The organism is Virgibacillus ihumii (assembly GCF_902726655.1).
Classification (GTDB): Bacteria; Bacillota; Bacilli; order Bacillales; family Amphibacillaceae; genus Lentibacillus; species Lentibacillus ihumii.
Map to the genome: position 1 here is coordinate 453,593 of NZ_CACVAN010000001.1, position 24,531 is coordinate 478,123.

Here is a 24,531-nt window from a genome sequence, read left to right on the forward strand (position 1 = left end):
ATATACATGAAAAAACAGCCGTTCACATTGTTGTAAACAGCTGTATCAGATTAGTTTATAATAATTTTTTCGACACCGGTTATCGGATTGTCTTTATTGGAACCATCCTTAAAATACAAATGGACCGGACCATCGGTTTTCAGCGGCTTTCCCTCGATTGCGAAAAGAAAATAACTATCAAGCAATTCGTCAATTGAAAGCTCAACGTCACCGTTTTTCGTAGCAAGTGTTACTCCCGTTGCGTCATTGCTGATTCCGGCATTTTCGAGGAAATCCCGTATCGGCATGACGTATGAATTAACTAAAATCTTTTCCCGTTCAAATCGGGAAATGCTGCGGTTGACTGGTGGATTGATTTTTTGCTGATATACTGCACGGTCCCATCGTTCGGATGCCTGCTTTATTTCATCGTTGGTCTGATCCTCTTCATTTTTATTATCCTGAAATGCTTCGTCAAGCAGCACTTTCCTGTCATCAAAGATCCAAACAGTAGGGTCTAACGTAATCTTATATGTAACATTACCCAGGATTGGTACAATCATATTTTACCACCTTTCTAATTCAATCTTTTTCTAGGATAGCAGACACACGGGAAATTTTCACGGTATAGGAAACAGGACTTGAATTTTTCTTTTAACGACATTTGTTCTATTCGGCCAACATATGAGTTTCTAAAAAAATAACAGTGGTATTTTCCTGATTTTATTTGCATTTTTTTCTTGCTAACGATAATATAGTAAAGAAGAAAGTCTTTTCAATGGAGGGGATATTAATGATTCCTGAGGTGACAGAAACTCATCGTGAAAAAGCCTATGCCCTTCTGAAGGCTGATGCTGATAAAATACTAAGACTAATAGAAGTACAAATAGAAAATTTAACGATGCCGCAATGTCCTCTCTATGAGGAAGTTCTTGATACGCAGATGTTTGGGCTTTCCAGGGAAATTGATTTTGCTGTTCGTTTAAATTTAATCAGCGAAAATGAAGGTAAAGCACTTCTGGAGAATTTGGAAAGGCAGCTCAATATTTTACATGAAACCGCACAGAAGTCCGTGTAATGTCATGTTACAACTTTACCAAAAACTTTGCCGAATTTCATAGTGGCAAGGTTTTTTTGTTTTAAAACGGATGAAATAGAAGTATGTTACAATATTCGATAAAATGTGTTATACTATTTGAAATTTCTATTTCATCTGTTATTATGAAATACATATATCGGGGAGAACAAAGATGATAAAGAAATTAGGGAACTACGATTTTACACTTATGATTACACCTGTTCTTCTTACAGGATTCGGTATCGTCATGATCTACAGTGCCAGCATGGTATTTGCAGTGGTACAAGGCTTTGAAAGCACACATTTTTTGGTGAAGCAAATTCAGTGGTTTATTATTTCGATGGGAGCTTTTGCTTTTACCAGCTTTTTCCCTTACAAGTATTACCAGAAGTTGATGAAGGTAATCGTTTTGTCGATTGTGATTCTTCTTATCGGCGTACTTATTTTTGGATCAGTTGTAAATGGAGCAAAATCCTGGTTTGATTTGGGTCCGGTCAGCATGCAGCCTTCTGAATTTGCCAAGCTGGGTTTAATTATGTATTTAGCTTCTGTTTATTCCAAAAAACAGGAGTATATTCAGGAATTTAACAAAGGTGTACTGCCGCCGTTAGTATTAACAGCTTTGATGCTTGGTCTTATTTTAATGCAGCCGGATGTTGGAACAGCTGCCATCATATTTTTAATAGCCTGTTCCGTGATTTTTAGCTCGGGAATTCGTTTCAAACACCTCTCAATCCTTGTGTTAATTGGATTGTCGCTGGTGGCTCTGGCAATTCCGAGCATGGTGACAGACGAAAGGATTTCCAGATTCACAGGTGCATATCAGCCTTTTGAAACCCCCGATACGGATGGTTATCACCTGATCCAGTCATATCTTGCCATTGGCGTGGGCGGACTTGATGGAGAAGGGCTTGGCCATAGTGTACAGAAATTAGGTTATCTGCCTGAACCACATACTGATTTTATTATGGCGGTGATTGCCGAAGAACTTGGTTTCATAGGTGTTGCAGTAGTTTTGGGAATGTTAAGTATTATTGTATTACGCGGGTTTTTCATCTCAAGAAAAAGCAGAGAAAGCTTTGGTGCATTGTTAGCGATTGGTATTTCATCAATGGTTGGAGTTCAAGCCTTTATTAATCTTGGTGCAATTACCGGGCTGCTCCCGATAACAGGGGTGCCGCTGCCATTTGTCAGTTATGGAGGTTCATCATTGCTTGTCATGATGATTTCCATGGGGATACTGAACAATATTGCTAAATCGGTTAAAAAGAAGGAACAAGAAACGGAACCGGAAAACAGACAAATAACTAATGAGAGCAATGTATTTAAAAATAGAGGAGGAAAAACATGGGTGAAGTAAAAGAGATAAAAAAAGTACTGGTGGCAAACCGAGGTGAAATAGCTATACGTGTTTTTCGGGCTTGCACGGAACTGAACATACGGACAGTTGCCGTTTATTCCAAGGAAGACAGTGGGTCATATCATCGTTATAAGGCTGATGAAGCATACTTAATAGGAGAAGGCAAAAAACCAATTGATGCCTACCTGGATATTGAAGGCGTGATTGAAACAGCCAAAAACGTAGGTGTAGATGCAATCCATCCGGGATACGGTTTTTTATCCGAAAACATTGATTTTGCCCGCCGCTGTGAAGAAGAAGGAATCATCTTTATCGGACCAACGAGCAATCATTTAAATATGTTTGGAGATAAAGTAAAAGCAAGAGAGCAGGCCATTAAGGCTGACATTCCGGTGATTCCGGGGAGCGATGGTCCTGTAGCATCATTAAATGAAATAGAAGCATTTGGCGACCAGCACGGTTATCCAATCATTATTAAGGCATCTCTTGGCGGTGGTGGCCGAGGCATGCGGATTGTCCGCAATAAAAGCGGGTTGTCCGAAGCATATGATCGTGCAAGATCTGAGGCTCGTGCTGCGTTCGGCAGTGATGAAGTATACGTTGAAAAATTAATCGAAAATCCAAAACACATAGAAGTTCAGGTGATTGGAGACAGTCATGGAAACATCGTTCATCTATTTGAACGGGATTGTTCCGTCCAACGACGTCACCAAAAGGTTGTCGAAATCGCCCCAAGCGTTTCACTTCCTGAGTCATTACGGAAGGAAATTTGTGAAGCTGCGGTAAAGCTGGCAAAAAATGTTGACTACTTGAATGCAGGTACTGTGGAATTTCTGGTTACTGATGATGAATTTTATTTTATCGAAGTTAATCCGCGGGTACAGGTCGAGCATACAATTACGGAAATGATTACTGGTGTTGATATTGTTCAGACACAGCTGAAAATTGCGCAAGGAATGAATATCCATGAATCGTCCATTGGAATTCCTGAGCAAAGTGATATCAGTACTAATGGTTTTGCCATCCAGTCCCGTGTTACAACAGAAGATCCATTGAATAACTTTATGCCGGATTCAGGAAAAATCATGGCGTACCGAACCGGCGGTGGTTTTGGTGTGCGGCTGGATGCAGGGAACGGTTTCCAAGGATCAGTAATATCACCGCATTATGATTCATTGCTGGTGAAGGTTTCTACATGGGCATTGACTTTTGATCAAGCTGCACAAAAAATGGTCAGAAACTTAAAAGAATTTCGGATTCGTGGAATCAAGACCAACATTCCATTTTTGGAAAATGTCATTCAGCACAGTAACTTTTTATCAGGTCAGTTCAGTACAACATTCATTGATCAGACACCTGAACTGTTTGTCTTTCCAAAACGTAAAGACCGTGGAACCAAAATGCTCACATATATTGGTAATACAACAGTAAACGGATTTGAAGGAATTGAAAATAAGAAAAAACCGTCCTTGCAGAAACCCCCGGTACCAAAAATTGATCAGCTGGAAGATTTTCCATCCGGTACGAAGCAAATTCTGGATGAGCATGGACCGGAATATTTGGCAGATTGGCTGAAGGAACAGAATGAAGTTATGCTGACAGACACAACGTTCCGTGATGCACACCAGTCATTACTTGCAACAAGAGTACGTACGAAGGATCTGCTGCAGATAGCTGAACCGACTGCACGCCTTGTACCACAGCTTTTTTCGGTTGAAATGTGGGGTGGCGCTACCTTTGATACCTCATACCGGTTCCTGAAAGAGGATCCGTGGCAGCGTCTGCTAAAACTCAGGGAAAAAATGCCGAATGTGCTATTCCAGATGTTGCTTCGTTCCAGCAATGCTGTCGGGTATAAAAATTATCCTGATAATCTGATTAAGGAATTTGTTGAAAAAAGCGCAACAGCAGGCATTGATGTATTTCGTATTTTTGACAGCCTCAATTGGCTGGAAGGTATGAAACCTGCAATTAATTTCGTCCGTGAAAATAATAAAATTGCCGAAGCTGCCATGTGTTATACAGGGGATATTCTTGATACTGGCAAAACAAAATATGATCTTGATTACTATAAAAACCTTGCCAAAGAGCTTGAAGCATCGGGTGCACACATTCTTGGCATTAAAGACATGGCCGGCCTGTTAAAACCTGAAGCAGCTTATCAACTGATAAGCACATTAAAAGACACGGTCGATTTGCCGGTACACCTTCATTCCCATGATACAAGCGGTAATGGTATTCATATGTATTCCAGGGCAGTTGATGCCGGCGTGGATGCAGTCGATGTAGCATGCGGTCCAATGGCAGGTATGACTTCCCAGCCAAGTGCTCAAACTCTGTATCATGCGCTGGAAGGGACAAGCCGTCAGCCGAAAATAAATGTGGGATCCTATGAAAAACTTGCTCATTATTGGGAAGGTATCCGTAATTATTATCAGGATTTTGAAAGCGGCATGAAAGCACCACATACCGAGATTTATTTTCATGAGATGCCTGGCGGGCAATACAGTAACCTTCAACAGCAGGCGAAGGCAGTTGGTCTTGGTCATCGCTGGAATGAAGTGAAGGAGACATACAGACAGGTAAATGAAATGTTTGGTGATATTGTAAAGGTAACTCCGTCATCCAAAGTGGTTGGAGATATGACCTTATTTATGGTACAAAATGATTTTACGGAAGATGACATTTATGAGCGCGGTGAATCGATTGATTTCCCTGCCTCAGTAATTGAGTTTGCCCAAGGGTATCTCGGTCAGCCATATCAGGGCTTCCCGCAAGAGTTGCAGCGCATCATTCTGAAAGGGAAGGAACCAATTAAAGTCCGCCCTGGTGAATTACTCGACTCAATTGATTTTACACAAATGAAAGAATCTTTATTTAAAACGTTGGATCGTCAGGTGACCAGCTTTGATCTGATTTCATATGCACTCTATCCGAAGGTGTTTATGGATCATCACCGTTTCACTGAAAAATATGGTGATCTTTCCGTACTCGATACGCTTACTTTCTTTTATGGTATGCGTCTTGGAGAAGAAATCGAGGTTGAAATTGAGCAGGGTAAAACGCTGATTGTGAAGCTGGTTTCTGTTTCTGAACCACAGCCTGATGGCACCCGGGTTATTTATTTTGAGTTAAATGGTCAATCCCGTGAAGTAGTCGTAAAAGATGAAAGTGTTAAACCGCAAATTAAAACACGACCAAAAGTTGATAGCGGAAATGAGAAGCATATTGGAGCAACCATGCCTGGAACAGTTGTAGAAGTAATAACCAATAAAGGAGAAAAAGTTAAAAAAGGTGATCATTTACTTATTACAGAAGCAATGAAAATGGAAACAACGGTACAGGCACCGTTTTCAGGGGTCATCAAAGATATTCATGTTAAAAATGGTGAAGCCATCGCAGTGAATGACCTGCTGATTGAGTTTGAATAGTAAGTGTTAGAAGGCCATAGTTAACTGCTAAAAAAGACAGGGAAATGGATTAGATCCATTTCCCTGTCCTTTTGTAGTCCTTTTGTATACAATTTTATTTCGTTCTGTTTTTTCCGCTTCTTTTGGAAAGTAGTACAAAATAGCTCAGCATCGCAAAATAACATGAAATTATAAACGCGTGCAATAAGGCTATCCATAAGTTGAGCATTGTGAATATAATCATTGCTCCAAGGAACACCTGCAGTGAAATGAAAGAAACTGTTACAATCCATCCCCAGTACATAACACGGTTATTCCGGTAGTTCCTTATCATTTTAATAAACAGTATTATTGTCCAGATAAACAGGATGCCGGCAGCCAGCCGGTGTCCCATTTGAATCCACTCCTGCAGGTTAAATCCTGACAGCGCCAGCGGATCGCTGTTCGAACAGAAAGGCCAGTCGGGACAAATCAGACTGGAGTGGGCATGCCGCACCAAAGCTCCGGTATAAACAACTGCCAATGTATAAATAATAATGCAATATATTTCCATTCGGTGTTTTTTCTGGATAAACAGTGCGTCGGCGTCAAATTTTTTGTCGATCTCAAAAATCAATAACATCAGCAGAAAAATAGCTGCAAATGAAACGAGTGAAATGCCAAAATGTGTAGCTAGCACAAAATTAGACTGATTCCAGACAACCGCTGCAGCGCCGATTAATGCCTGCATTATTAAAAAGAAAGAGGATAAAAAGGACAGAAATTTCACTTCACGCACATGTCCAAGATATTTCCAGGATAAGATGGAAAGGGCCAGCACTACAACCCCCATGATTCCTGAAACAAGTCGGTGACTAAGCTCTATGACAAGTTCCGGTGTAATGGTTCCCGGCAAAAATTGCCCGTGACAAAGCGGCCAGCTGGCACCACACCCCATTCCTGAACCTGTTTTGGTGACAAGGGCTCCCCCGAGGAGTACAAATACCATTCCCAATGTTGATACTACTGAAAGCCACTTTAATATTCTAATCATATGTCTTCCTCGCTTTTTGTCGAATTAATAATCAAATCAAGATATTTTAAGCGATATAACCGCAATCAAATGTTACTATAACATATGCTGGAAGGAATTCGTGAAATATAGATACGATTTCACACTATTTTCATTAAAAAAGCAAAAAACCCTTGCATTGTTTACAGTTGTTTGCTAGAAATAAAGTAGGGAATATTTGCTGACCTTCATGCCATTGTGCCTGCTATCATGGGAAAACTACATAAATTGTTTGAATTCGGTAAAGGCTGGTGAAGCCTTTCATTTATTTTACATAGCTTTTTTCACAAATTTGTCACATTTAGCAGGGTAAATAAATTGTAGAATAGACATGACTGTGTAGTTGAATAGATTGTATTCATATTCCGTGATACAATTAGGCTGATTTACAGTGGATATTTTTGGGTGACATAGGCAAGATATAAATGCCTTGGATTTTTTCATGCAATTAAACCGGGCACTGAAGGGGGGATTTATGTAATGAATAAAGTGGAGGCTGATTCTTCACATTTAATAGGTAGTGCAACTGTAACAAATGATTCAGGCTCGTCGTTAATTTCGGATATCAAATCGCTCATCAAAGTGGGTATTGTAAATTCAAATCTGATAACGACATTTGCCGGATTTTGGCTTGCTTTGTATTTTACAGGTGCGTCTTTCGCTGTTAATTGGGATATATTTTTATTTACCATGATTGGAAGCGCATTGGTAATCGCAGGTGGCTGCATCATGAATAATTGGTATGATGCCGATATAGATCCTGTTATGGCACGTACTAAAAAGCGGCCTACCGTAACAGGCAGCATTTCATTAAATAATGTACTGATTCTGGGCTTGTTTGCCACTTTAATAGGGATCACTTTATTATCTTTTGCATCGGTATCGGCAGCTGTAATCGCATTTATCGGCTGGTTTACCTATGTGGTACTGTATACGATGTGGTCAAAGCGTAAATACACGCTGAATACGGCAATTGGCAGTGTTTCAGGTGCAGTTCCGCCTTTAATTGGATGGGCAGCTGTTGATCCCGATCTTCATTTGACAGCCATCGTGCTGTTTCTCATTATGTTTATCTGGCAAACACCCCATTTTCTTGCCCTAGCAATGAAAAAAACCGAGGATTATAGAAATGCCGGAATCCCAATGCTCCCTGTTGTACATGGTTTTGGTTTTACAAAACGGCAAATTGTTATCTACATTGCCTGTTTGCTGCCGTTGCCATTTTTTCTTTCAACACTCGGGACAACTTTTCTTGTTATAGCAACATTGCTGAATGTTGGCTGGCTTGCTCTGGGTTTGAGTGGTTTTTTCATGAAGAATGATTTGAAATGGGCAAATATGGTATTTATTTATTCGTTGAACTACTTAACCATCTTTTTTCTGGTGATGGTTGCTGTAACAATGTTCCCCTTAGGCTGAAAATTGTTCCTTACTTTTAAAAAGTTATGACATAAGGAAAAATCACAAAAGAAAGAGAGGTATGCATACATGAAAGGCTGGATGGGTAAATCCCGAATACTTTTTCTGTTGAGCCTGTTGGCGCTTGTACTGGCTGGATGTGGCAAAGAAAACCTGAGTGCTCTTAAACCAGAAGGCTATGGTGCCGAGGTTTCAATGGATTTAATTATTCTTACCGCTGTAATCATGTTATTTGTTTTTGCAGTAGTATTATTGGTTTATATCATAGTGTTAGTGCGTTTCCGGAAGAAAAAAGGAGATAAGGAATTTATCCCTAAGCAGGTTGAAGGAAACAAAACACTGGAAACAATTTGGACAGTTATTCCAATTATTTTACTTCTCATTATTGCAGTTCCGACGGTTATTGCGACGTTCGATCTTGCGGATCAATCGCAGGCGGAGGAACATTTGAATGTGGAAGTAACCGGAAATCAGTACTGGTGGCACTTTAATTACGAAGGAAAGAAAATACAGACCAGCCAGGATTTATATATTCCTGTAGGTGAAAAGGTTTACTTGAACATGAAATCCTCCGACGTAATTCACTCATTCTGGGTACCGTCTATTTCAGGTAAAATGGATGTTAACCCTACCAATGAAAACACCATGTTCATTAAAGCTGATGAAGAAGGTGTCTACTATGGTAAATGTGCTGAGCTTTGCGGTCCTTCACATTCATTGATGGACTTTAAAGTAATTGCTGTAAGTCAGGAAGAGTTTGATCAATGGGTAAATGATATGCAGAATGTTGATCCCAAAGCCAAACCTGGAAGCACTGTGGCTCAGGAAGGAAAGACATTATTCCAGGAAAATAATTGTATGGGCTGCCATGCTATCGGATCATCTCCAGCTCAGGTGGCACCTAACTTGACGAATTTTGGTGATCGCACAAGAATTGCTGGTGTAATGGAGCCGACTAAAGAAAATCTGGTGAAATGGATTATGGATCCGGAGTCTGTTAAGCCAGGAAATAAAATGACTGGTAAATATCCGGACTTGTCAAAAGAAGAGGCTGGTAAGATTGCAGATTATCTGATGCAGCTGCAGCCATCTGAAATTACACCGAAAGATGCGAAAGAAAAATAATTATAAATGACGTAAGTTAATAAAGGAGGTAAAAGTTGTGAGTACAGCAGTTACTCAGAAAAGAAGTTTCGGCGCCGTTTTATGGGATTATCTGACAACCGTCGATCATAAAAAAATTGCACATCTTTATCTTTTCGGCGGCGGATTTTTCTTCATTCTAGGCGGACTGGAAGCATTAGTTATTCGGATTCAGCTGTTACAGCCTGAAAACAACTTTGTCAGTGCAGGTCTGTATAACGAAATGCTGACAATGCACGGTACAACGATGATCTTTCTTGCAGCGATGCCGCTGATACTTGGATTAATGAATGCAGCCGTGCCATTACAGATTGGTGCACGTGACGTAGCATTTCCGTTTTTGAACTCATTAGGTTTTTGGCTGTTCCTGTTTGGGGGACTAATTCTGAACTGCAGCTGGTTCCTTGGAGGAGCGCCTGACGCGGGGTGGACTGCATATGCACCACTCTCAACAACTTCACCCGGACATGGTGTGGACTACTATGTTATCGGACTGCAGATAGCCGGTGCCGGAACATTAATTGGTGGTATTAATTTTCTTGTAACCATTATCAATATGCGTGCACCAGGCATGACATATATGAGGATGCCGTTGTTTACATGGTCATCATTCATTACAAGCGTTCTGATTTTATTTGCTTTTCCAGCATTGACAATTGGACTGTTTCTGTTAATGTTTGACCGGATGTTCGGATCTGCATTTTTCGATGTATCACTTGGTGGTAACGAGATTATCTGGGAGCATTTATTCTGGATTTTCGGTCACCCGGAAGTTTATATTCTGATATTACCATTATTTGGTGTGTTCAGTGATTTATTCTCAACTTTTGCTAAAAAACGTTTATTTGGTTATACAGCAATGGTGTTTGCTACAATGCTTATTGCATTTTTAGGCTTCATGGTCTGGGCCCACCATATGTTTACAGTCGGTCTTGGTCCTGTTGCAAACTCCATTTTTGCAATTGCTACAATGGCAATCGCTGTTCCAACTGGTATTAAAATATTCAACTGGCTTGCAACAATGTGGGGCGGACAAATCAAAATTAATTCTGCCATGCTGTGGGCGCTCGGGTTTATTCCAACATTTACGATTGGTGGTATGACCGGGGTAATGGTTGCGTCAGTTGTTGCTGACTATCAGTATCATGACACGTATTTCGTTGTCGCACACTTCCACTATGTCATTGTCGGTGGAACTATCTTTGGTATTTTTGCTGGTTTACATTACTGGTGGCCGAAAATGTTTGGACGCATTCTTAATGAAAAACTGGGTTATCTTACTTTCTGGACGTTCTTTATCGGTTTCCACCTGACATTCTTCATTCAGCATTTTCTTGGGCTAATGGGAATGCCACGCCGTTATTGGGTATATCTTGAAGGTTCAGGATTGGATACCGGTAATATGATCAGTACGGTTGGAGCTTTCTTCATGGCATTCGGTGTAATAGTATTCTTCTACAATATTGTATACACCGCTGTTAAAGGGGAAAAAGCCGTAGATGATCCGTGGGATGGCCGTACGCTTGAGTGGGCAACAGCATCTCCACCGGAACATTATAACTTTAAACAGGTTCCATTGGTTCGCGGACTTGATCCTTTATGGGTTGAAAAAACAGAAGGAAAAGGTACGATGACTCCCGCAGAACCGCTTGGAGATATTCATATGCCAAATGGTTCATTCCTGCCGTTCCTGATGAGTCTGGGACTGTTCATTGCAGGGTTTGGATTTATTTATCATATGGACTATAACTGGGCTTATATTCTTCTGTTCGGCGGCATGGCTATGCTGTTGGGCTGCATGCTGACTAGATCATTGAAAGACGACTTAGGTCACCATATTCCGAAAGAAGAACTTGAAAGGGAGGCTGATTAATATGAGTGATCATTCCTTAAATCCGGAAGTAATGCCAAATGAACCGGAGAAGGCCACCCTTGAAGGGAAAAATAAATTTCTCGGTTTCTGGTTCTTCCTTGGCGGTGAAACAGTTTTGTTCGCCTGTCTATTTGGTACTTATATCGCGCTGCGAAACTCTGCGGCAGGCGGACCAACGGAAAATGAATTATTCGGTCTTGAACTTGTCTTTCTGATGACGATTCTTTTACTTACAAGTTCATTAACAAGTGTTTATGCGATTTACCATATGAAAAACAATGATTTTAAAAAGATGCAGTTGTGGCTTGGAATTACAGCAATACTCGGTTTTGGATTTCTTGCCTGTGAATTATATGAGTTTACACATTACATTCACGAATACGGATTTACTTTCCGTTCATCCGCATTCGGTTCTGCGTTCTATGCATTAGTTGGCTTTCACGGCGGACACGTTACATTTGGTCTGGCCTGGCTCATTGCTTTGATGATACGTAATGCAAAACGCGGATTAAACTTGTATAATGCACCTAAATTTTACACATTCAGTTTATACTGGCACTTTATTGATGTTGTATGGGTGTTCATTTTCACAGTCGTATATTTAATGGGAAAGGTGGGTTAATCAATGTCAGACAACACCAATTCCAATCAGGTTAATCCATATCAAAAGGAAAAAAATAAAGAAGAAATGAAAAAACAGCTTATAACATTTGCTTTAATGATTATCTTTACACTGATTGCATTTGGAATTGTTATAAGCGGTGCAATGGATAAAATGTTTGTCATACCTGTTCTCATCATTCTTGCAGTTATACAGGTAGCATTCCAATTTTATTATTTCATGCACATGAAAGATAAAGACCATGGTATGCCAGCATTCATGATCTACGGAGGTGTTTGGGCAGCTGTCCTGACACTTGCAGGATTAGGTGTCATTACCTGGTGGTAAGCTAATTAAGAAGGCTCGGGAATGTTCCCGGCCTTCTTTTTACTTTCATGCTTCTTATGTCTGCCGGCAGTGTGTTCAACCAAAATGCGCTTTTGTTCTGAATTTGTCACATAAGTAATGCGTGAATCACCCTTATATGCGTTATAATAAAGTCAGAATCCATTTATGGAGTTGTTATCTATGTGGTTAGAAATACAGATTTTTGGCTTCCGTGCACTTTGGAGCCCGTATTTTTTCCTGTTTGTTGCGGGGCTTGCACTTATATATTATCTTGTTACCGGACCGTATCGGCATAAATTTGGCGGAGGGGAAAAACCTTCCCGGAAGCAGCAGCTTTTCTTTTATGTTGCTATGATTTTGCTGTATGCTGTCAAAGGATCGCCGGTAGACCTGCTTACACATATTATGTTGACAGCGCATATGATTCAGATGGCAATTTACTATCTGATTTTTCCTATTCTGATTATCAAAGGGATCCCAAAATGGATATGGGAGAAGGTTATATACAGACCGGTCATTAAACCGATTGTTTCCTTTTTGTCAAAGCCATTGATTTCCCTGCTGTTGTTTAACACATTGTTTTCGTTATATCATATGCCCGGAATTTTTGATTTTGCAAAATCATCACAGGTTGCCCATACGAGCATTTCACTAATAATTCTGGTTGCGGCATTTATTGTTTGGTGGCCAATAATGTCACCTTTAAGAGAATTTGATAAACTTTCCCCGCTTGCTAAAATATTTTATATCTTTGCAAACGGAGTGCTGATTACTCCCGCATGTGTGCTAATTATTTTCGCTGATGTACCGGTTTACGCTGCATATTCGCAGGATGGTGCGTGGATACAGGCGATGTCGCTTTGTGTGCCAAATGGTGTTCTGCAAAACATAACATACAGTATTTCCGGACCTGAAATGTTCTCCCCAATGACAACATTGGAGGACCAGCAACTGGGTGGTATCATCATGAAGCTTATGCAGGAAATTACGTATGGAATAATGCTGGGAAAAATATTTTTTGGATGGTTTAACCGGGAAAGTCTTCGAGTTGATCCGATTCCAACAACAAGTCCGAGCGAGCATTAATGTATAAAGCTGAATCAGGCTTGGAATTTTGACAAACAGAGAAGGAGACAGTTCGATTTATGCCAATTCTACCGACAATCAGTACATTTTTTATTATTTTAAGCGCCGTTTTGGTGGCAATCGGATGGCGGCTTATTATAAAAGATAAGCCGAAAGCGCATAAAAAAACAATGATTGCGGCTGCAATAAGTGCTTTAGTGTTTTTTATTATTTACGTTTCACGAACTGCGTTTATCGGGAATACCAGTTTTGGCGGCCCGGAGAGTATTGAAATATACTATACTATTTTCCTGATATTCCACATTATATTGGCAACTACCGGTGCAATATTTGGAGTGGTAACGATTACGCTTGCATTGAAACGTAAAATCAGGATTCACCGGAAAATTGGTCCAGTGACAAGTGTTATTTGGTTTTTCAGTGCAATTACCGGTGTTATGGTATATTTGCTATTGTATATTATTTATGATGGAGGAAAGACAACAAGTATGCTTAAAGCCATTTTGGGTGGCTGATTCATAACTTGATGTGGTAAGTTAAAAAAGTGTACAGGCAAAATGCCTGTACACTTTTTCTGTTAGTCCAGACAAAATTTGCCTGTACATTAATAATATTATCTGAATAATCATGTTCAGCTTCGGGGGGCCAATATGTTATCAAACCGTCCTTTCTGAAGCCAAGCAGATATGTATTCATTTAAATAAATCAGGGCTCTTAGAAGAATTAATGGTTCGAATGATTGTTTGGCAATCGCTGCTTGAAGTTGCAGGCCAGTTATCTGTTTGTTGGCTTATTTATTGTAAATCTCGACTTCTTCCTTAACTTTGGATACTAAATCAACAGCACGATTGACCAGGTTTTCAGGGAAATTTTCATCCTCACCATATTCAACCCCATGCGGGTAGTAATGTTTTCCCAGAAGGGGTGTCATCAGTTGGATTACCGCATTTCCACGGTCCACATCACCTTCAACAGCATAACCTTGAATTCGGATGTAATATGTAATATTTTTTTCTTTTGAACCAATTTTGTAATCATATGTTACGCGTTCATAATCCCATTGGCCCGCACGAATGAAAGCGTGTTTTCCCATCAGCCGATCCAGAGGTTTAATATCAACGATAGAGTCTTCAATACCAGTATTTTCCAGCTTCATTTTTACACCTCACATATTTGTACTCACATAACCATAATAGTAAAAAGATGGGCAAGTTGCAATAAATATGGTGAAAAGGTGGAAAAATAAAAAATAATAGAGAAAAAAGAATTACTTCTAGTTTATAACATATAGTTAAGTATGAATTATTCAAAAAGAGGGGAAGCGTTTTATGAGACTTTTTCTTGGACTGGCTGGTCTGCTGATTATACTGACAGGGGGATTTTATTTTCTGGATAAGAGCAATTCGTCCCCGGTAAAGTTAACTGATAATGCAGCAAATAAGTTTGAACAAAAGAAAAACAAAGTGAAAACGAAGAATGTTATGGAGCGTAATCCTATTCCATTTGACGGGAAGGTTTATCAATGGATTGGAAAGAATGCAGACACCTTAACACAAAAATTAGGGAAACCTGTTCGGAAAGATAGGAGTGCGTATGGTTATGTCTGGTGGGTCTATCAAAATAAGCATAATCAATATATTCAATTTGGTGTCCAGGATAATCGAATTATAACAATTTATGCAATCGGGGAGAATTTGTCACTTGACCCGATTCATATTGGACAGGACTATGAATCCGTTAAAAAGAACCTGGAAATATCGAACGAGGTAACCTATAATACTGGCCTATCTTCATATACATTTCAATTGGATGATCAGGAACTGAATTCACGTCCGCTTGCAAAATTGACTGATAACATTTTTATGCAATGTTATATGGATACATTTACAAATAAGTTATCTTCCATACGAATTGTAACTGGTGATGTTTTGCTGCAGCATCGTCCGTATGCAATGGAATACCGTGGAGAACTTCCAAAGAAACCGAACCCTTCAAAGGAGGAATGGAAAAAAATCGAGAGCGGAATGGAGCAGCAGATATTTGATATCACCAATGTAATGCGAAATATTCATGGGAAACCTTCCTTGAAGTGGAATAAGCAAATCAGTCAGGTTGCCTTCAAACATAGTAAGGATATGGCTGTTAACAGTTATTTTTCACATTATAGTGAAAGCGGAGCAGGTTTAAAAGAACGTCTTACTGCCAAAAAAGTTTACTACCAGGCTGCAGGTGAGAATATTGCAGCGAAATATCCTGATTCCCCTTCGGCAATGAATGGTTGGTTAAACAGCAAAGGGCACAGACAGGCGTTGCTGAATGCAGACTATACACATCTCGGTGTAGGAGTATATCATTTCTATTACACCCAAAATTTTCTAAAAATACCACAATCGTAAATGGGAAAAGGCACGGGAGACTGTGTCTCTTTTCTTTCGCACGGTAATTTGCCTATCGTCATAAAATAAAAAGAGATATCTAAATTGAGGTGAGTGAGTATGCATGATGAGGAACTGCACCCGACGATAAAGGAATTCAAACAGTTTATTAATGAACATCCTAAACTTATTGAAGAGGTTAGAAGAAATGGCCGTGGATGGCAGGAATATTATGAAAAGTGGTCGTTGTTGGATCACGATGACCCGTTTTGGGATGATTATAAAGAAAGTAGCAGATCAGACAGAAAAAAGCCGGAGATTTTCGGCAAAGTATTGGAAATGACAGAAAATATCGATGCGGAAAAAGTTCAAAAACAGATAAAACAATTAAATCATAGTATTTCTGCTCTTCAGGAAATGCTTGGTCAATTTCAACGGAAACAAAATTCGAACCCATTTGGAAATCCAAATAATCCGTTTAATTGGAAGAGAGATTAGGTGATGTTTTCATGCAAACGGAAACGTATCGTATTCTGAAGAACAACCCGTCATATGTGAATTTTATCAGGCAAAACCCGATTTGGTACCGATATCTTACGAGGGAACCACACTTGATTTCGGAAATTGAAAAGGAAGCTAAGGTCTATTATGGAAAAACACTGCCACAGCAGATTGAAAAATTCGGAAATCATGTCCAAATGCTTCATATGTTTGCCCAACTGGCTGCGAACATAAAAGACTAGGATGTTCCCATTTTAATCTTTTTCCTTACGTGATATGATTAAAGTGGAGGTGGATGAAATGATAGGTACGATGGAGTACGTGGATATTCTTGATCGCTCCGAGCTGCTTGGAAAGATGGTCTTGGATTCGGAGGTTGTGGAATCCTTCAATGATTCCCGGATTGCTTTACAGGAAGATCAGGAAGCTCAACGACTTATCGCAGCTTTTAATGATATAAAGTTACACTATGAGGATGTACAGCGATTTGGCAGGTACCATCCGGATTATAATGAAATCATGAAAAAGGTACGAACGGCAAAACGCGAAATGGATATGAACGATAAGGTCGCTGCCTTTAAAATCGCTGAACGCAATTTGCAAAAGCTGCTCGATGAAATCAGCAGCTATGTTGCTCTAAGTGTCAGTGATGATATAAAAGCACCAAAAGACGGTGCAGCATTATCACACGGTGGATGCGGCAGCGGCGGTAAATGCGGCTGTAAAGCATCGTAATGGAAACCCATTGCCGACTTTATCTCTTTTTGATAAACTGATATAAAATGAATGGTGAGCGGGGTTATTACATGAGAACCAACCGTCAGGGGCTGATTGTCTGGTTTCAGCACATGAAAAATTTGAAACATATCAAACGATACGGTCATTTAATTTATGCGTCCAAAAAATTAAAATATGCTGTAATCTATGTGGATCAGGAAGGTTTAGAAGATGTGGAGAACAAATTATTGAAGCATTCTTTCGTTTCCAAAATAGATCAATCACAAAAGCCATTTATCCGGACTGATTATGAAAATGCAATACCGGATAAGGCGAAGCAGTATGATTATAAAATGGGGATCTAACCTTTGCGGAGTTCATATTACCGCAAAGGTTTTTTCTATAAAATAAAAAAACCTGCAGACAATTGTTCTGCAGGTCCCTTTGTTTCCTTGTTCAGAAAACAAAAAGGCAAAGGGAGAGGAGAAACCGGAGGAAGAACTTATGGGGAAGTGTAAGTCTTCTCCGTGTATGAAACAACCAATCAATTAGCTGCTTCATATGTTATTATGGACATGGAAAATAAATATATACACATAATCTTCATTTTTTGATAGGATTAAAGTCGGGAGATGTCATTTGAGGTGGATATATGCGGATAATTGCAGGAAGCTATAAAGGAAGACAGCTTCAATCAGTACCTGGGAAATTAACCAGACCCACTACTGACAAAGTTAAAGAGGCTGTGTTTCAGGTGATAGGACCATTTTTTAACGAAGGAAGCTGTCTGGATCTTTTTGCCGGAAGCGGCTCATTAGGTTTGGAAGCGCTTAGCAGAGGGATGACATCAGGTGTGTTTGTGGATAAAAACCCGAAAGCAATACATACAATCCATGAAAATGTAAAATTATTAAAACTGGCGGAACAGACAGAAATATTCCGTGCAGAAGCTTTTCGGGCGTTACAAGCGGCCTCAAAAAGAAATTTGCAGTTTGATTTAATTTTTCTTGATCCGCCATATGGAAAGGTTAGCTATGTTAAATTACTGGAACGCATCAGTAATTTACAGTTGTTGAAAAGCAACGGCATGATATACTACGAACATGGTACATCGGAAAAAATGCCTAAAGAAATCGGCTCCTTTTTGATGTCAAAACAGGCGGATTATGGCGGTACGATAAGCATTACAATATATAAGAGAAGATAGAAGGGAGCGCTTGCTTTTGACCAGACTAGCAATTTGCCCGGGAAGTTTTGATCCTGTTACATATGGCCATTTGGATATCATCGAACGGGGTGCCAGAATTTTTGACCATGTCATCATTGTTGTTTTTAATAATCAGTCAAAATCCCCATTATTTACGGTTGAAGAACGGCTTGAATTACTTAAGCAGTCAACAGAGCATTTAGAAAATGTTTCAGTTGATTCTTCCAGTGGGCTGTTAATTGACTATGCAACGCAAAAAAATGCACAGGCTGTTCTTCGCGGGTTACGTGCGGTAAGTGATTTTGAGTATGAAATGCAAATAACTTCCATGAACAGAAAATTGAATGAAAATATTGAAACGTTGTTTATGATGACGAACAATCAATATTCATTCCTCAGCTCGAGCATTGTAAAGGAAGTCGCCAAATATAAGGCGAATGTATCTGACTTGGTGCCAAGGCCTGTGGAAGAAGCGTTAAACAAAAAATTTTAGATAAAATCAGGAGGCTCTCCCATTGGGGCAGCCTCTTTATTTTCTGTGAATACGTTTATTCAGTATCATCGCAGCAATCAGCAAGAAGCCAAATGTTATCATTGGTCCGGCAGTCTCCAAAAATTGTATAATATTTGCCCATGTGTTGTTAACAGGACCATTGGATACGGGGACACCGTTAAAATCAAACGAAGTTCTGTTCAAATACAATGGCTTAAACAGGATGAGCGTAAGAATGCCGGCAAATAGACCGTGCAAAATACGTGCGAAAAAATAAGGACCAAAGCGGATGTCAGTACGCGAAATAATACTTGCCACCTGGGCTTGGACAGAAAAACCGTTGAATCCAAGTATGAAACTGACGACAATAAATTTAGGAAGCAGATTGGCCACTTCCGTTTGCGAGATTGCCTTAGCACCCTGCGTGATTTCAAATAACCCTGAGAATAATGGTAATGCAAGATCTGCCGGCAGTGTAAACAACTGTAAAATATATTCGAATAAAGTAGCTATCAATGGTGACAGACCAATAATGTACAGTAATTTTGTGATGACAGAAAACAGAATAATGAAGCCGCCGACCATTACAAGTGTTTGAATAGAGTTCAGTACAGCATCACCGACAACTTGTCCAAATGGACGATGATCATTCATCCGGGAACGATGCATTTCCTGGAACGCCTGCCTGAGTGATGGTGTTCGTTTGCCCCGTAAACTACGGGCACGGTCCTCTTTTCTCCCATAAAACCGCATGCAGATTCCGACAAGCGCATTGCCGATATAATGTGCGGCAGCAAGCAGAATTCCCAGCTTCATATCGTAAAAAAATCCGACCGATACTGCTCCGAAAATGAATAGTGGGCTGGAAGCATTTGTAAAAGAAACGAGCCGTTCTGCTTCAACCCGGGATAATTGTTTCTCTTCCCGCAATCGGGCTGATATCTTGGCGCCTGTTGGATATCCGCTTGCCATACCCATCGCCCATGCAAAGCTTCCTGCCCCTGGCACATTAAACAGCGGTCGCATCACCGGTTCAAATAACACCCCGATAAATTTAACAACGCCAAATCCGATTAACAGTTCCGCCGTAATAAAGAAAGGTAATAGTGAAGGAAAAACAACTTCCCACCACATACTTAACCCGCGGAGGCTTGCTTCAAATGCCTGATCAGGATATTTAATTAAAGAAAAGGCAAGAAATACCGTAACTACTGAGAGAAGGATTGTCTTTATTTTTTGAATCAATGGAAAGCCTCCCATACTAATCTTGGCAGTCATTTTACACTGCATAAGTGCTGCTAGGGGTTATCTATTAAAGCTTGTACTCCAGGGCATGAAACCTTTTCACGAAAACAAAGATGCTCTTACTTGAATCTCCTGATCGATAAGCCAGGTTTTCTAACCCTGTACTTCTATTTTTGATAGTAGTAAACTGATGCTAGCGTATGTTTAATATCTAAGTCATTTACTCAAATAGGAACAGGTCTATACAAATATACGCACATACATCTCACTTTTATGCCATAGACTTTGTAATACTCCAGAGAAGTTGTGGTATTTGGAACTGGAAGGAGTCCGATCATGAACGTAAACAAAAAACATATCATAACTTTTATCATCGTAATTCTGGCTGTATTTTTTATTTCAGCCTATCAGCTTCCCTATTATGTATATAAACCCGGTGGTGCAGATGCATTAAATCCTATAGTTGAGGTGGAAGACGGCTATTCAAGTGAAGGTGATATGCACCTTGTTACTGTCCGAGGCGGTCAGGTTACTCCAATTCAATATTTATGGGCAAAAATTAAGCCGCACCATGAGCTGCATCCAATCAACGAAATCAGACCTGAAGGGGTTTCAGAAGAAGAATATTACCATGTGCAGCTAAAGATGATGGATACATCACAGGAGAAAGCGATTGCTGTTGCCTACAAAGCGGCTGATAAAGATATCAAGATTGAATATAATGGTGTTTATGTTGTGTCGGTTGTCAAAGATATGCCGGCGGATGGTAAATTGCAGTCTGGTGATCGAATAACCGGAGTTGACGGTAATGAAGTCAATAAGGCCGAAGATCTTATATCATATGTGGAAGACAAGGAAGCAGGGGATACGATAACCCTGGAAGTAATCAGGAATGGTGAAGAACTTACGAAAACAATAAAACTTGACACGTATGAAAAAATGGATGGCAAAGTTGGTATTGGTATCCGGCTTGTCACTGATCGAGGTGTGGAAGTTGATCCGGATGTCAGCTTTTCGAGCGGAAGCATAGGTGGACCAAGTGCCGGATTAATGTTTTCATTGGAAATATATGATCAATTAATGAAAAAAGATTTGACGAAGGGATATCAGATAGCTGGTACAGGTGAAGTGGATTACGAGGGAAATGTGCTTCGGATTGGTGGCATAGATAAGAAGGTTATTGCTGCAGCTGAAGAAGGCTGTGATATCTTTTTTGCTCCGAATGGAGACGGGGATGAAAAGTCCAACTATGAAGTAGCGAAGAATACAGCTGAAGAAATTGGTACCGATATGAAAATTGTTCCTGTTAAAACGTTTAAAGATGCACTTGACTACCTTCAACAATTGAAGCCCAATAAAAATTAAAGGAAGAGACCCTGGAGCAGCTCAGGGTCTCTTCAAGTTTTAATGATGACAGGCGGGTCCAATTCTTGGTCATGAAATGCTTTTTGTTTGTCAATGTCCATTATACTGTAATATGCATCCGTTGCTCTTTCCTCCATGTAAAGCAAGGAGCTGGTGTTTTTGTTTAAATTGGAAATGAGCGGGACATTCATCTTCTTTTTCTGTAAATTCAAGTAGGATTTCCCGGTTTCCGTCATACCAAGTAATCGGACAAAGGAAACAGAAGGATTATTTTTCGCTGCATTCAGTTCATTTTTTTTCGTATTGGTCAATAAATGAACAAACATCCGTTGCAGCCTTGTCCATGTGTATCGCTTTGTCTTAATACGTTGCACCCAATCCGTGAACGAAATTGCTTCATCGGCTGTTTTTTTAATACGGTTTTCCAGACCCTCATCAACTCCGTGGATGGCAGCAATCTCTTTTGCAGACATGGTTTTAACCCTGTATTTCAGGATAGGGAAATATAATTTCCATGCATGCCAGACGCCGGAATATTGTTTGTAGTTTTTCAGTTGGCTGACGGTTTCAACAGGCATGGTATCAGCAAGGTCAGGTTTGATGGTTTCCTCTGCAAGCAGTTCTTTTCGTATACTTGTGGCACTTGCTATTGAGCCGGAAAAGCTTTGATCATGGTAGTTGCTTTTGGTTCGTTTAATCGTTAACGGGTCAATGGGCAGGTTGCTATTCAGAATTGCTTTGACGTAACTGAAACCGAGAATATTATTCGGCCGTGTTAAGTCCATTTCTGAAGCAGCAAGTCCGATTTCCTGGTATGCAATTCTGCTTGCTTCCGGAAAAGATGTTCCTTGAGCGAGCTGTTCTTTAAGTGTTTTTTTAAATATCGTTTCTTTATCGTAAAAAAGACGATATCCATTGGTGAAATGCGATACATCACCGGATTCACTGCCGAAACAGATACTGGATACACCTGCTTCATTCAATGTATGTACCGAACCTTTCGCAAAGAGGTCACTGCTTTGGACAGCATACGCGTATGGCAGCTCCAGAACAATATCAATTCCGGCAGACAGTGCCGCTTTTGTTCGATGATATTTATCGATGATCGCCGGTTCACCACGTTGAAGGAAGTTCCCGCTCATGACAGCTATCATGCAGTCTGCTCCGGAAGTTTTTTTGGATTCCTGTATATGGTACGCGTGTCCATTATGAAAAGGGTTATATTCAACGATTAGTCCACAGGCGTTCATACCGTCACTTCCTTAAAATATAGTGTTACTAATTGTATCAAAAAAAGAGTAAATCTGCATTGTTGCGGGAATGGTTATGAATAAGTTTGCCGGGAATAGTGGGGAAGAGGTGGAATAACCGAAATGAATAATAAAAATTGATCAATGCAACTTCTGAAACTGTAAAGAAAATATGTTGACAAAAGCTGATTTTCCTTTTAAAATAACTCTTGTTGCCATGAGGTGATGACGATGAAGTTTACAGTAGGTCAAATTAAAAAAAATGCCTATGAAAAGCCATTTGAATTTGATGATTGGGTAAATGTTTCCGAATTGGAAGCCATGAATAATGATATTCGAAAGATTGATCCTGTTCATGTTTATGGAATGGTTTATGATCAGGGTGACGAACTAATTTTTTCATTTACAATTGATGGAGAAATGATTTTACCATGTGCACGAACGTTAGTGGATGTCCCATATCAGTTTGAAATAAAAGCCACTGAGGTATTTTCCGACTCAATTTATTATGATAACGAGGAAAATGAAGATGAGGTACATCCAATTGATGGAGAAGTACTTGACTTAGCTCCATTTATCAAGGAAAATATCTTATTAGAGGTTCCTTACCGTGTATTTTCCAGCGATGAAAATGCCGACAGTCAAGCTCCGACAGAAGGTGAAGGCTGGGAACTGGTTACAGAGGATACCGAAGAAAAAAAGATTGACCCCCGTTTGAAGAAACTGGAGTCATTGCTTAATAAAGATGAGAAAGAAAAATAGGAATTTTTACTATTCTGGTTTTGCTTTCATATTTTGAAGGAGGTGTAAGTCATGGCAGTACCAAAAAGAAGAACTTCCAAAAAGGTTAAAAACCAACGTCGTACTCATAAAAAGCTGCATGTACCTGGCATGGTGGAATGCTCAAACTGTGGTGAATTGGCTAAGCCGCACCATGTTTGCAAATCATGCGGACACTATGACGGAAAAGAAGTTGTATCAGAAGCATAAATTTATCTGAAACAGATCACTGGGGCGAAAGTGGTCTGTTTTTTTGATAAGGCATTTCGCCTTCTGTGGATATCTTCTAATCTGTCGTATTTTTGGACTTTCTCCTGATAAAATATTTCTCCCCGTTACATTTATTTTTCTCATGATTAAAGATGCTTTTCCTTGTTAAATTCCCGTTTTTCTTGTAATCAGCCATTCTTAATGGAGCGTTCATATTGTGCTACAATTGATGCAGTACACGAAAGAGAGGATTTCATTAAAATGGAGACAATACAGTACATACATCATGAAAGTGGCTATGGCACCATCCGATTACAGCGGCCGGACAAGCTTAATGCGATTTCAGCAGTAATGACTGATGAGCTGAAGGAGGCACTGGAAACTGCTAAACAGGACAATTTGAAGTTTTTGGTCGTTTCAGCAGCTGGTGACAGAATGTTTTGTGCAGGCGGGGACCTGGCACATCTTCATGGAGATCTGACGACTGATGAAGCATTTTCGGCTTTGTATCCGATGAAGGAGGTCTTGTATGATATTGCATCCTTCCCGGTTCCTACTATTTGTTTATTGAATGGAGATGCACTTGGAGGAGGCTGCGAAATAGCAACTGCATGTGATTTTCGAATTGCCAGGGAACATACCAAATTTGGATTTGTCCAGACAAAATTAGGCATCACACCCGGTTGGGGCGGAGGTGCATTACTTTATGAAAAAGTGCATCCCAATTTTGCGTATCATTGGATACTGGAGGGTGAGATGTACGATGCATCGTATTTATTTCAGAGAGGCTGGCTTCACAAAGTTGTTCCGGAACATGAATGGGATGATGCAAAACTAGCAGAATCATATCTGTCTAAATCACGTAAGCAGATGCATACTTTAAAACGGCAGTTTATGAAGCGGACTTCTGTACTTGGTTTATCGGCTGCGATGAGTGATGAGGTAAGAAATAGTGCCAACCTTTGGGATTCGGTTGAACACAAGGAAGCGGTACAGAACTTCAGAGGGCGGAAATAATCAGCCACGTCCAGCTCCAGTCC

26 protein-coding genes are annotated in these 24,531 nt (G+C 40.0%); 21 read left to right on the forward strand and 5 right to left on the reverse strand.

Going from position 1 to position 24,531, the window contains the following annotated elements; all coding sequences use genetic code 11:
• Positions 1-50: 50 nt before the first annotated feature.
• Positions 51-542 (reverse strand): hypothetical protein, encoded by a 492-nt coding sequence (locus HUX68_RS02240; protein ID WP_174613125.1) that lies wholly within the window; start codon positions 540-542, stop codon positions 51-53.
• Between the two features lie 230 nt (positions 543-772).
• On the opposite strand from HUX68_RS02240, the gene HUX68_RS02245 reads away from it, so the two are divergent.
• The 3 genes from HUX68_RS02245 to pyc all read left to right on the forward strand — a co-directional run bounded on the left by HUX68_RS02245 (position 773) and on the right by pyc (position 5,848).
• Positions 773-1,057, forward strand: coding sequence for an Fpa/YlaN family protein (locus HUX68_RS02245; protein WP_390350833.1), 285 nt, complete (start codon positions 773-775; stop codon positions 1,055-1,057).
• Positions 1,058-1,229: 172 nt separating this feature from the next.
• Positions 1,230-2,417: a putative lipid II flippase FtsW gene (gene ftsW / locus HUX68_RS02250; RefSeq protein WP_174613126.1), complete on the forward strand. Its 1,188-nt coding sequence runs from the start codon at positions 1,230-1,232 to the stop codon at positions 2,415-2,417.
• Positions 2,405-5,848 carry a pyruvate carboxylase gene (pyc, locus tag HUX68_RS02255; protein ID WP_174613127.1) on the forward strand — a complete coding sequence of 1,148 codons (3,444 nt, stop codon included), beginning with the start codon at positions 2,405-2,407 and terminating at the stop codon, positions 5,846-5,848. Before ftsW ends, pyc begins: the two co-directional genes overlap by 13 nt.
• A gap of 94 nt (positions 5,849-5,942) precedes the next feature.
• On the opposite strand, the gene HUX68_RS02260 is transcribed toward pyc, so the two are convergent.
• Positions 5,943-6,860: a COX15/CtaA family protein gene (locus HUX68_RS02260; RefSeq protein ID WP_174613128.1), complete on the reverse strand. Its 918-nt coding sequence runs from the start codon at positions 6,858-6,860 to the stop codon at positions 5,943-5,945.
• Positions 6,861-7,358: 498 nt separating this feature from the next.
• On the opposite strand from HUX68_RS02260, the gene cyoE reads away from it, so the two are divergent.
• The 7 genes from cyoE to HUX68_RS02295 all read left to right on the forward strand — a co-directional run bounded on the left by cyoE (position 7,359) and on the right by HUX68_RS02295 (position 13,863).
• Complete coding sequence (gene cyoE, locus HUX68_RS02265) at positions 7,359-8,297, forward strand: heme o synthase (protein WP_174613129.1); 939 nt, start codon at positions 7,359-7,361, stop codon at positions 8,295-8,297.
• A 69-nt stretch (positions 8,298-8,366) separates the two neighbouring features.
• Positions 8,367-9,422 (forward strand): cytochrome c oxidase subunit II, encoded by a 1,056-nt coding sequence (gene coxB / locus HUX68_RS02270; protein WP_174613130.1) that lies wholly within the window; start codon positions 8,367-8,369, stop codon positions 9,420-9,422.
• A gap of 37 nt (positions 9,423-9,459) precedes the next feature.
• Positions 9,460-11,313 carry a cytochrome c oxidase subunit I gene (gene ctaD / locus HUX68_RS02275; RefSeq protein ID WP_174613131.1) on the forward strand — a complete coding sequence of 618 codons (1,854 nt, stop codon included), beginning with the start codon at positions 9,460-9,462 and terminating at the stop codon, positions 11,311-11,313.
• A gap of 1 nt (position 11,314) precedes the next feature.
• Positions 11,315-11,935, forward strand: coding sequence for a cytochrome (ubi)quinol oxidase subunit III (locus HUX68_RS02280; RefSeq protein WP_174613132.1), 621 nt, complete (start codon positions 11,315-11,317; stop codon positions 11,933-11,935).
• Between the two features lie 3 nt (positions 11,936-11,938).
• A complete protein-coding gene (ctaF, locus tag HUX68_RS02285; RefSeq protein WP_174613133.1) occupies positions 11,939-12,262 on the forward strand; it encodes a cytochrome c oxidase subunit IVB in 324 nt (107 codons plus the stop codon).
• Between the two features lie 180 nt (positions 12,263-12,442).
• Positions 12,443-13,348, forward strand: coding sequence for a cytochrome c oxidase assembly factor CtaG (gene ctaG / locus HUX68_RS02290; protein WP_174613134.1), 906 nt, complete (start codon positions 12,443-12,445; stop codon positions 13,346-13,348).
• Between the two features lie 59 nt (positions 13,349-13,407).
• Positions 13,408-13,863 (forward strand): DUF420 domain-containing protein, encoded by a 456-nt coding sequence (locus tag HUX68_RS02295; protein ID WP_174613135.1) that lies wholly within the window; start codon positions 13,408-13,410, stop codon positions 13,861-13,863.
• A 275-nt stretch (positions 13,864-14,138) separates the two neighbouring features.
• Here HUX68_RS02295 and HUX68_RS02300 read toward each other — a convergent pair whose 3' ends face one another.
• Positions 14,139-14,504, reverse strand: a complete 366-nt coding sequence (locus HUX68_RS02300) for a YugN family protein (protein ID WP_174613136.1) — start codon at positions 14,502-14,504, stop codon at positions 14,139-14,141.
• 172 nt (positions 14,505-14,676) lie between these two features.
• Between HUX68_RS02300 and HUX68_RS02305 the strand changes: the two genes are divergently transcribed.
• From HUX68_RS02305 to coaD, 7 genes are all read left to right on the forward strand, one after another.
• The gene (locus tag HUX68_RS02305; protein ID WP_174613137.1) at positions 14,677-15,744 is read left to right on the forward strand and encodes a CAP domain-containing protein; all 1,068 of its coding nucleotides are present in this window, start codon (positions 14,677-14,679) and stop codon (positions 15,742-15,744) included.
• A 99-nt stretch (positions 15,745-15,843) separates the two neighbouring features.
• Positions 15,844-16,221 (forward strand): YlbD family protein, encoded by a 378-nt coding sequence (gene ylbD / locus HUX68_RS02310; protein WP_174613138.1) that lies wholly within the window; start codon positions 15,844-15,846, stop codon positions 16,219-16,221.
• A gap of 11 nt (positions 16,222-16,232) precedes the next feature.
• Positions 16,233-16,466: a YlbE-like family protein gene (locus HUX68_RS02315; protein ID WP_174613139.1), complete on the forward strand. Its 234-nt coding sequence runs from the start codon at positions 16,233-16,235 to the stop codon at positions 16,464-16,466.
• 58 nt (positions 16,467-16,524) lie between these two features.
• Positions 16,525-16,959 (forward strand): YlbF/YmcA family competence regulator, encoded by a 435-nt coding sequence (locus HUX68_RS02320; RefSeq protein WP_174613140.1) that lies wholly within the window; start codon positions 16,525-16,527, stop codon positions 16,957-16,959.
• Positions 16,960-17,030: 71 nt separating this feature from the next.
• Positions 17,031-17,306, forward strand: coding sequence for a YlbG family protein (locus tag HUX68_RS02325; RefSeq protein WP_174613141.1), 276 nt, complete (start codon positions 17,031-17,033; stop codon positions 17,304-17,306).
• 287 nt (positions 17,307-17,593) lie between these two features.
• Entirely contained in the window at positions 17,594-18,148 is a 555-nt protein-coding gene (rsmD, locus tag HUX68_RS02330; protein ID WP_174613142.1) for a 16S rRNA (guanine(966)-N(2))-methyltransferase RsmD, read from the forward strand.
• A 16-nt stretch (positions 18,149-18,164) separates the two neighbouring features.
• Positions 18,165-18,641: a pantetheine-phosphate adenylyltransferase gene (gene coaD, locus HUX68_RS02335; RefSeq protein ID WP_174613143.1), complete on the forward strand. Its 477-nt coding sequence runs from the start codon at positions 18,165-18,167 to the stop codon at positions 18,639-18,641.
• A gap of 36 nt (positions 18,642-18,677) precedes the next feature.
• Here the strand turns inward: coaD and ylbJ are convergent, their stop codons facing one another.
• Positions 18,678-19,886, reverse strand: coding sequence for a sporulation integral membrane protein YlbJ (ylbJ, locus tag HUX68_RS02340; protein WP_246206598.1), 1,209 nt, complete (start codon positions 19,884-19,886; stop codon positions 18,678-18,680).
• Positions 19,887-20,222: 336 nt separating this feature from the next.
• Here ylbJ and HUX68_RS02345 point away from each other — a divergent pair, with 336 nt between their 5' ends.
• Positions 20,223-21,251: a SepM family pheromone-processing serine protease gene (locus HUX68_RS02345; RefSeq protein ID WP_174613144.1), complete on the forward strand. Its 1,029-nt coding sequence runs from the start codon at positions 20,223-20,225 to the stop codon at positions 21,249-21,251.
• A gap of 32 nt (positions 21,252-21,283) precedes the next feature.
• On the opposite strand, the gene HUX68_RS02350 is transcribed toward HUX68_RS02345, so the two are convergent.
• Positions 21,284-22,501 carry a nucleotidyltransferase gene (locus HUX68_RS02350; RefSeq protein ID WP_174613145.1) on the reverse strand — a complete coding sequence of 406 codons (1,218 nt, stop codon included), beginning with the start codon at positions 22,499-22,501 and terminating at the stop codon, positions 21,284-21,286.
• Positions 22,502-22,732: 231 nt separating this feature from the next.
• Between HUX68_RS02350 and HUX68_RS02355 the strand changes: the two genes are divergently transcribed.
• The 3 genes from HUX68_RS02355 to HUX68_RS02365 all read left to right on the forward strand — a co-directional run bounded on the left by HUX68_RS02355 (position 22,733) and on the right by HUX68_RS02365 (position 24,508).
• The gene (locus HUX68_RS02355) at positions 22,733-23,263 is read left to right on the forward strand and encodes a YceD family protein (RefSeq protein ID WP_174613146.1); all 531 of its coding nucleotides are present in this window, start codon (positions 22,733-22,735) and stop codon (positions 23,261-23,263) included.
• A gap of 51 nt (positions 23,264-23,314) precedes the next feature.
• Positions 23,315-23,491 (forward strand): 50S ribosomal protein L32, encoded by a 177-nt coding sequence (gene rpmF / locus HUX68_RS02360; RefSeq protein WP_174613147.1) that lies wholly within the window; start codon positions 23,315-23,317, stop codon positions 23,489-23,491.
• Positions 23,492-23,752: 261 nt separating this feature from the next.
• Positions 23,753-24,508: an enoyl-CoA hydratase/isomerase family protein gene (locus HUX68_RS02365; protein WP_174613148.1), complete on the forward strand. Its 756-nt coding sequence runs from the start codon at positions 23,753-23,755 to the stop codon at positions 24,506-24,508.
• The last annotated feature ends 23 nt before the right edge of the window (positions 24,509-24,531 follow it).

Bases quoted from the DNA above. Each gene is read 5' to 3' on its own strand.
- HUX68_RS02300 (WP_174613136.1), bottom strand. From the start codon at position 14,504: ATGAAGCTGGAAAATACTGGTATTGAAGACTCTATCGTTGATATTAAA.
- HUX68_RS02325 (WP_174613141.1), top strand. From the start codon at position 17,031: ATGAGAACCAACCGTCAGGGGCTGATTGTCTGGTTTCAGCACATGAAA.
- ctaF (WP_174613133.1), top strand. From the start codon at position 11,939: ATGTCAGACAACACCAATTCCAATCAGGTTAATCCATATCAAAAGGAA.
- HUX68_RS02315 (WP_174613139.1), top strand. From the start codon at position 16,233: ATGCAAACGGAAACGTATCGTATTCTGAAGAACAACCCGTCATATGTG.
- HUX68_RS02305 (WP_174613137.1), top strand. From the start codon at position 14,677: ATGAGACTTTTTCTTGGACTGGCTGGTCTGCTGATTATACTGACAGGG.
- HUX68_RS02260 (WP_174613128.1), bottom strand. From the start codon at position 6,860: ATGATTAGAATATTAAAGTGGCTTTCAGTAGTATCAACATTGGGAATG.
- HUX68_RS02355 (WP_174613146.1), top strand. From the start codon at position 22,733: ATGAAGTTTACAGTAGGTCAAATTAAAAAAAATGCCTATGAAAAGCCA.
- HUX68_RS02280 (WP_174613132.1), top strand. From the start codon at position 11,315: ATGAGTGATCATTCCTTAAATCCGGAAGTAATGCCAAATGAACCGGAG.
- HUX68_RS02345 (WP_174613144.1), top strand. From the start codon at position 20,223: ATGAACGTAAACAAAAAACATATCATAACTTTTATCATCGTAATTCTG.
- HUX68_RS02350 (WP_174613145.1), bottom strand. From the start codon at position 22,501: ATGAACGCCTGTGGACTAATCGTTGAATATAACCCTTTTCATAATGGA.
- HUX68_RS02240 (WP_174613125.1), bottom strand. From the start codon at position 542: ATGATTGTACCAATCCTGGGTAATGTTACATATAAGATTACGTTAGAC.
- ftsW (WP_174613126.1), top strand. From the start codon at position 1,230: ATGATAAAGAAATTAGGGAACTACGATTTTACACTTATGATTACACCT.
- rsmD (WP_174613142.1), top strand. From the start codon at position 17,594: ATGCGGATAATTGCAGGAAGCTATAAAGGAAGACAGCTTCAATCAGTA.
- HUX68_RS02295 (WP_174613135.1), top strand. From the start codon at position 13,408: ATGCCAATTCTACCGACAATCAGTACATTTTTTATTATTTTAAGCGCC.
- HUX68_RS02245 (WP_390350833.1), top strand. From the start codon at position 773: ATGATTCCTGAGGTGACAGAAACTCATCGTGAAAAAGCCTATGCCCTT.
- HUX68_RS02320 (WP_174613140.1), top strand. From the start codon at position 16,525: ATGATAGGTACGATGGAGTACGTGGATATTCTTGATCGCTCCGAGCTG.
- coxB (WP_174613130.1), top strand. From the start codon at position 8,367: ATGAAAGGCTGGATGGGTAAATCCCGAATACTTTTTCTGTTGAGCCTG.
- ylbD (WP_174613138.1), top strand. From the start codon at position 15,844: ATGCATGATGAGGAACTGCACCCGACGATAAAGGAATTCAAACAGTTT.
- cyoE (WP_174613129.1), top strand. From the start codon at position 7,359: ATGAATAAAGTGGAGGCTGATTCTTCACATTTAATAGGTAGTGCAACT.
- ctaG (WP_174613134.1), top strand. From the start codon at position 12,443: ATGTGGTTAGAAATACAGATTTTTGGCTTCCGTGCACTTTGGAGCCCG.
- pyc (WP_174613127.1), top strand. From the start codon at position 2,405: ATGGGTGAAGTAAAAGAGATAAAAAAAGTACTGGTGGCAAACCGAGGT.
- rpmF (WP_174613147.1), top strand. From the start codon at position 23,315: ATGGCAGTACCAAAAAGAAGAACTTCCAAAAAGGTTAAAAACCAACGT.
- HUX68_RS02365 (WP_174613148.1), top strand. From the start codon at position 23,753: ATGGAGACAATACAGTACATACATCATGAAAGTGGCTATGGCACCATC.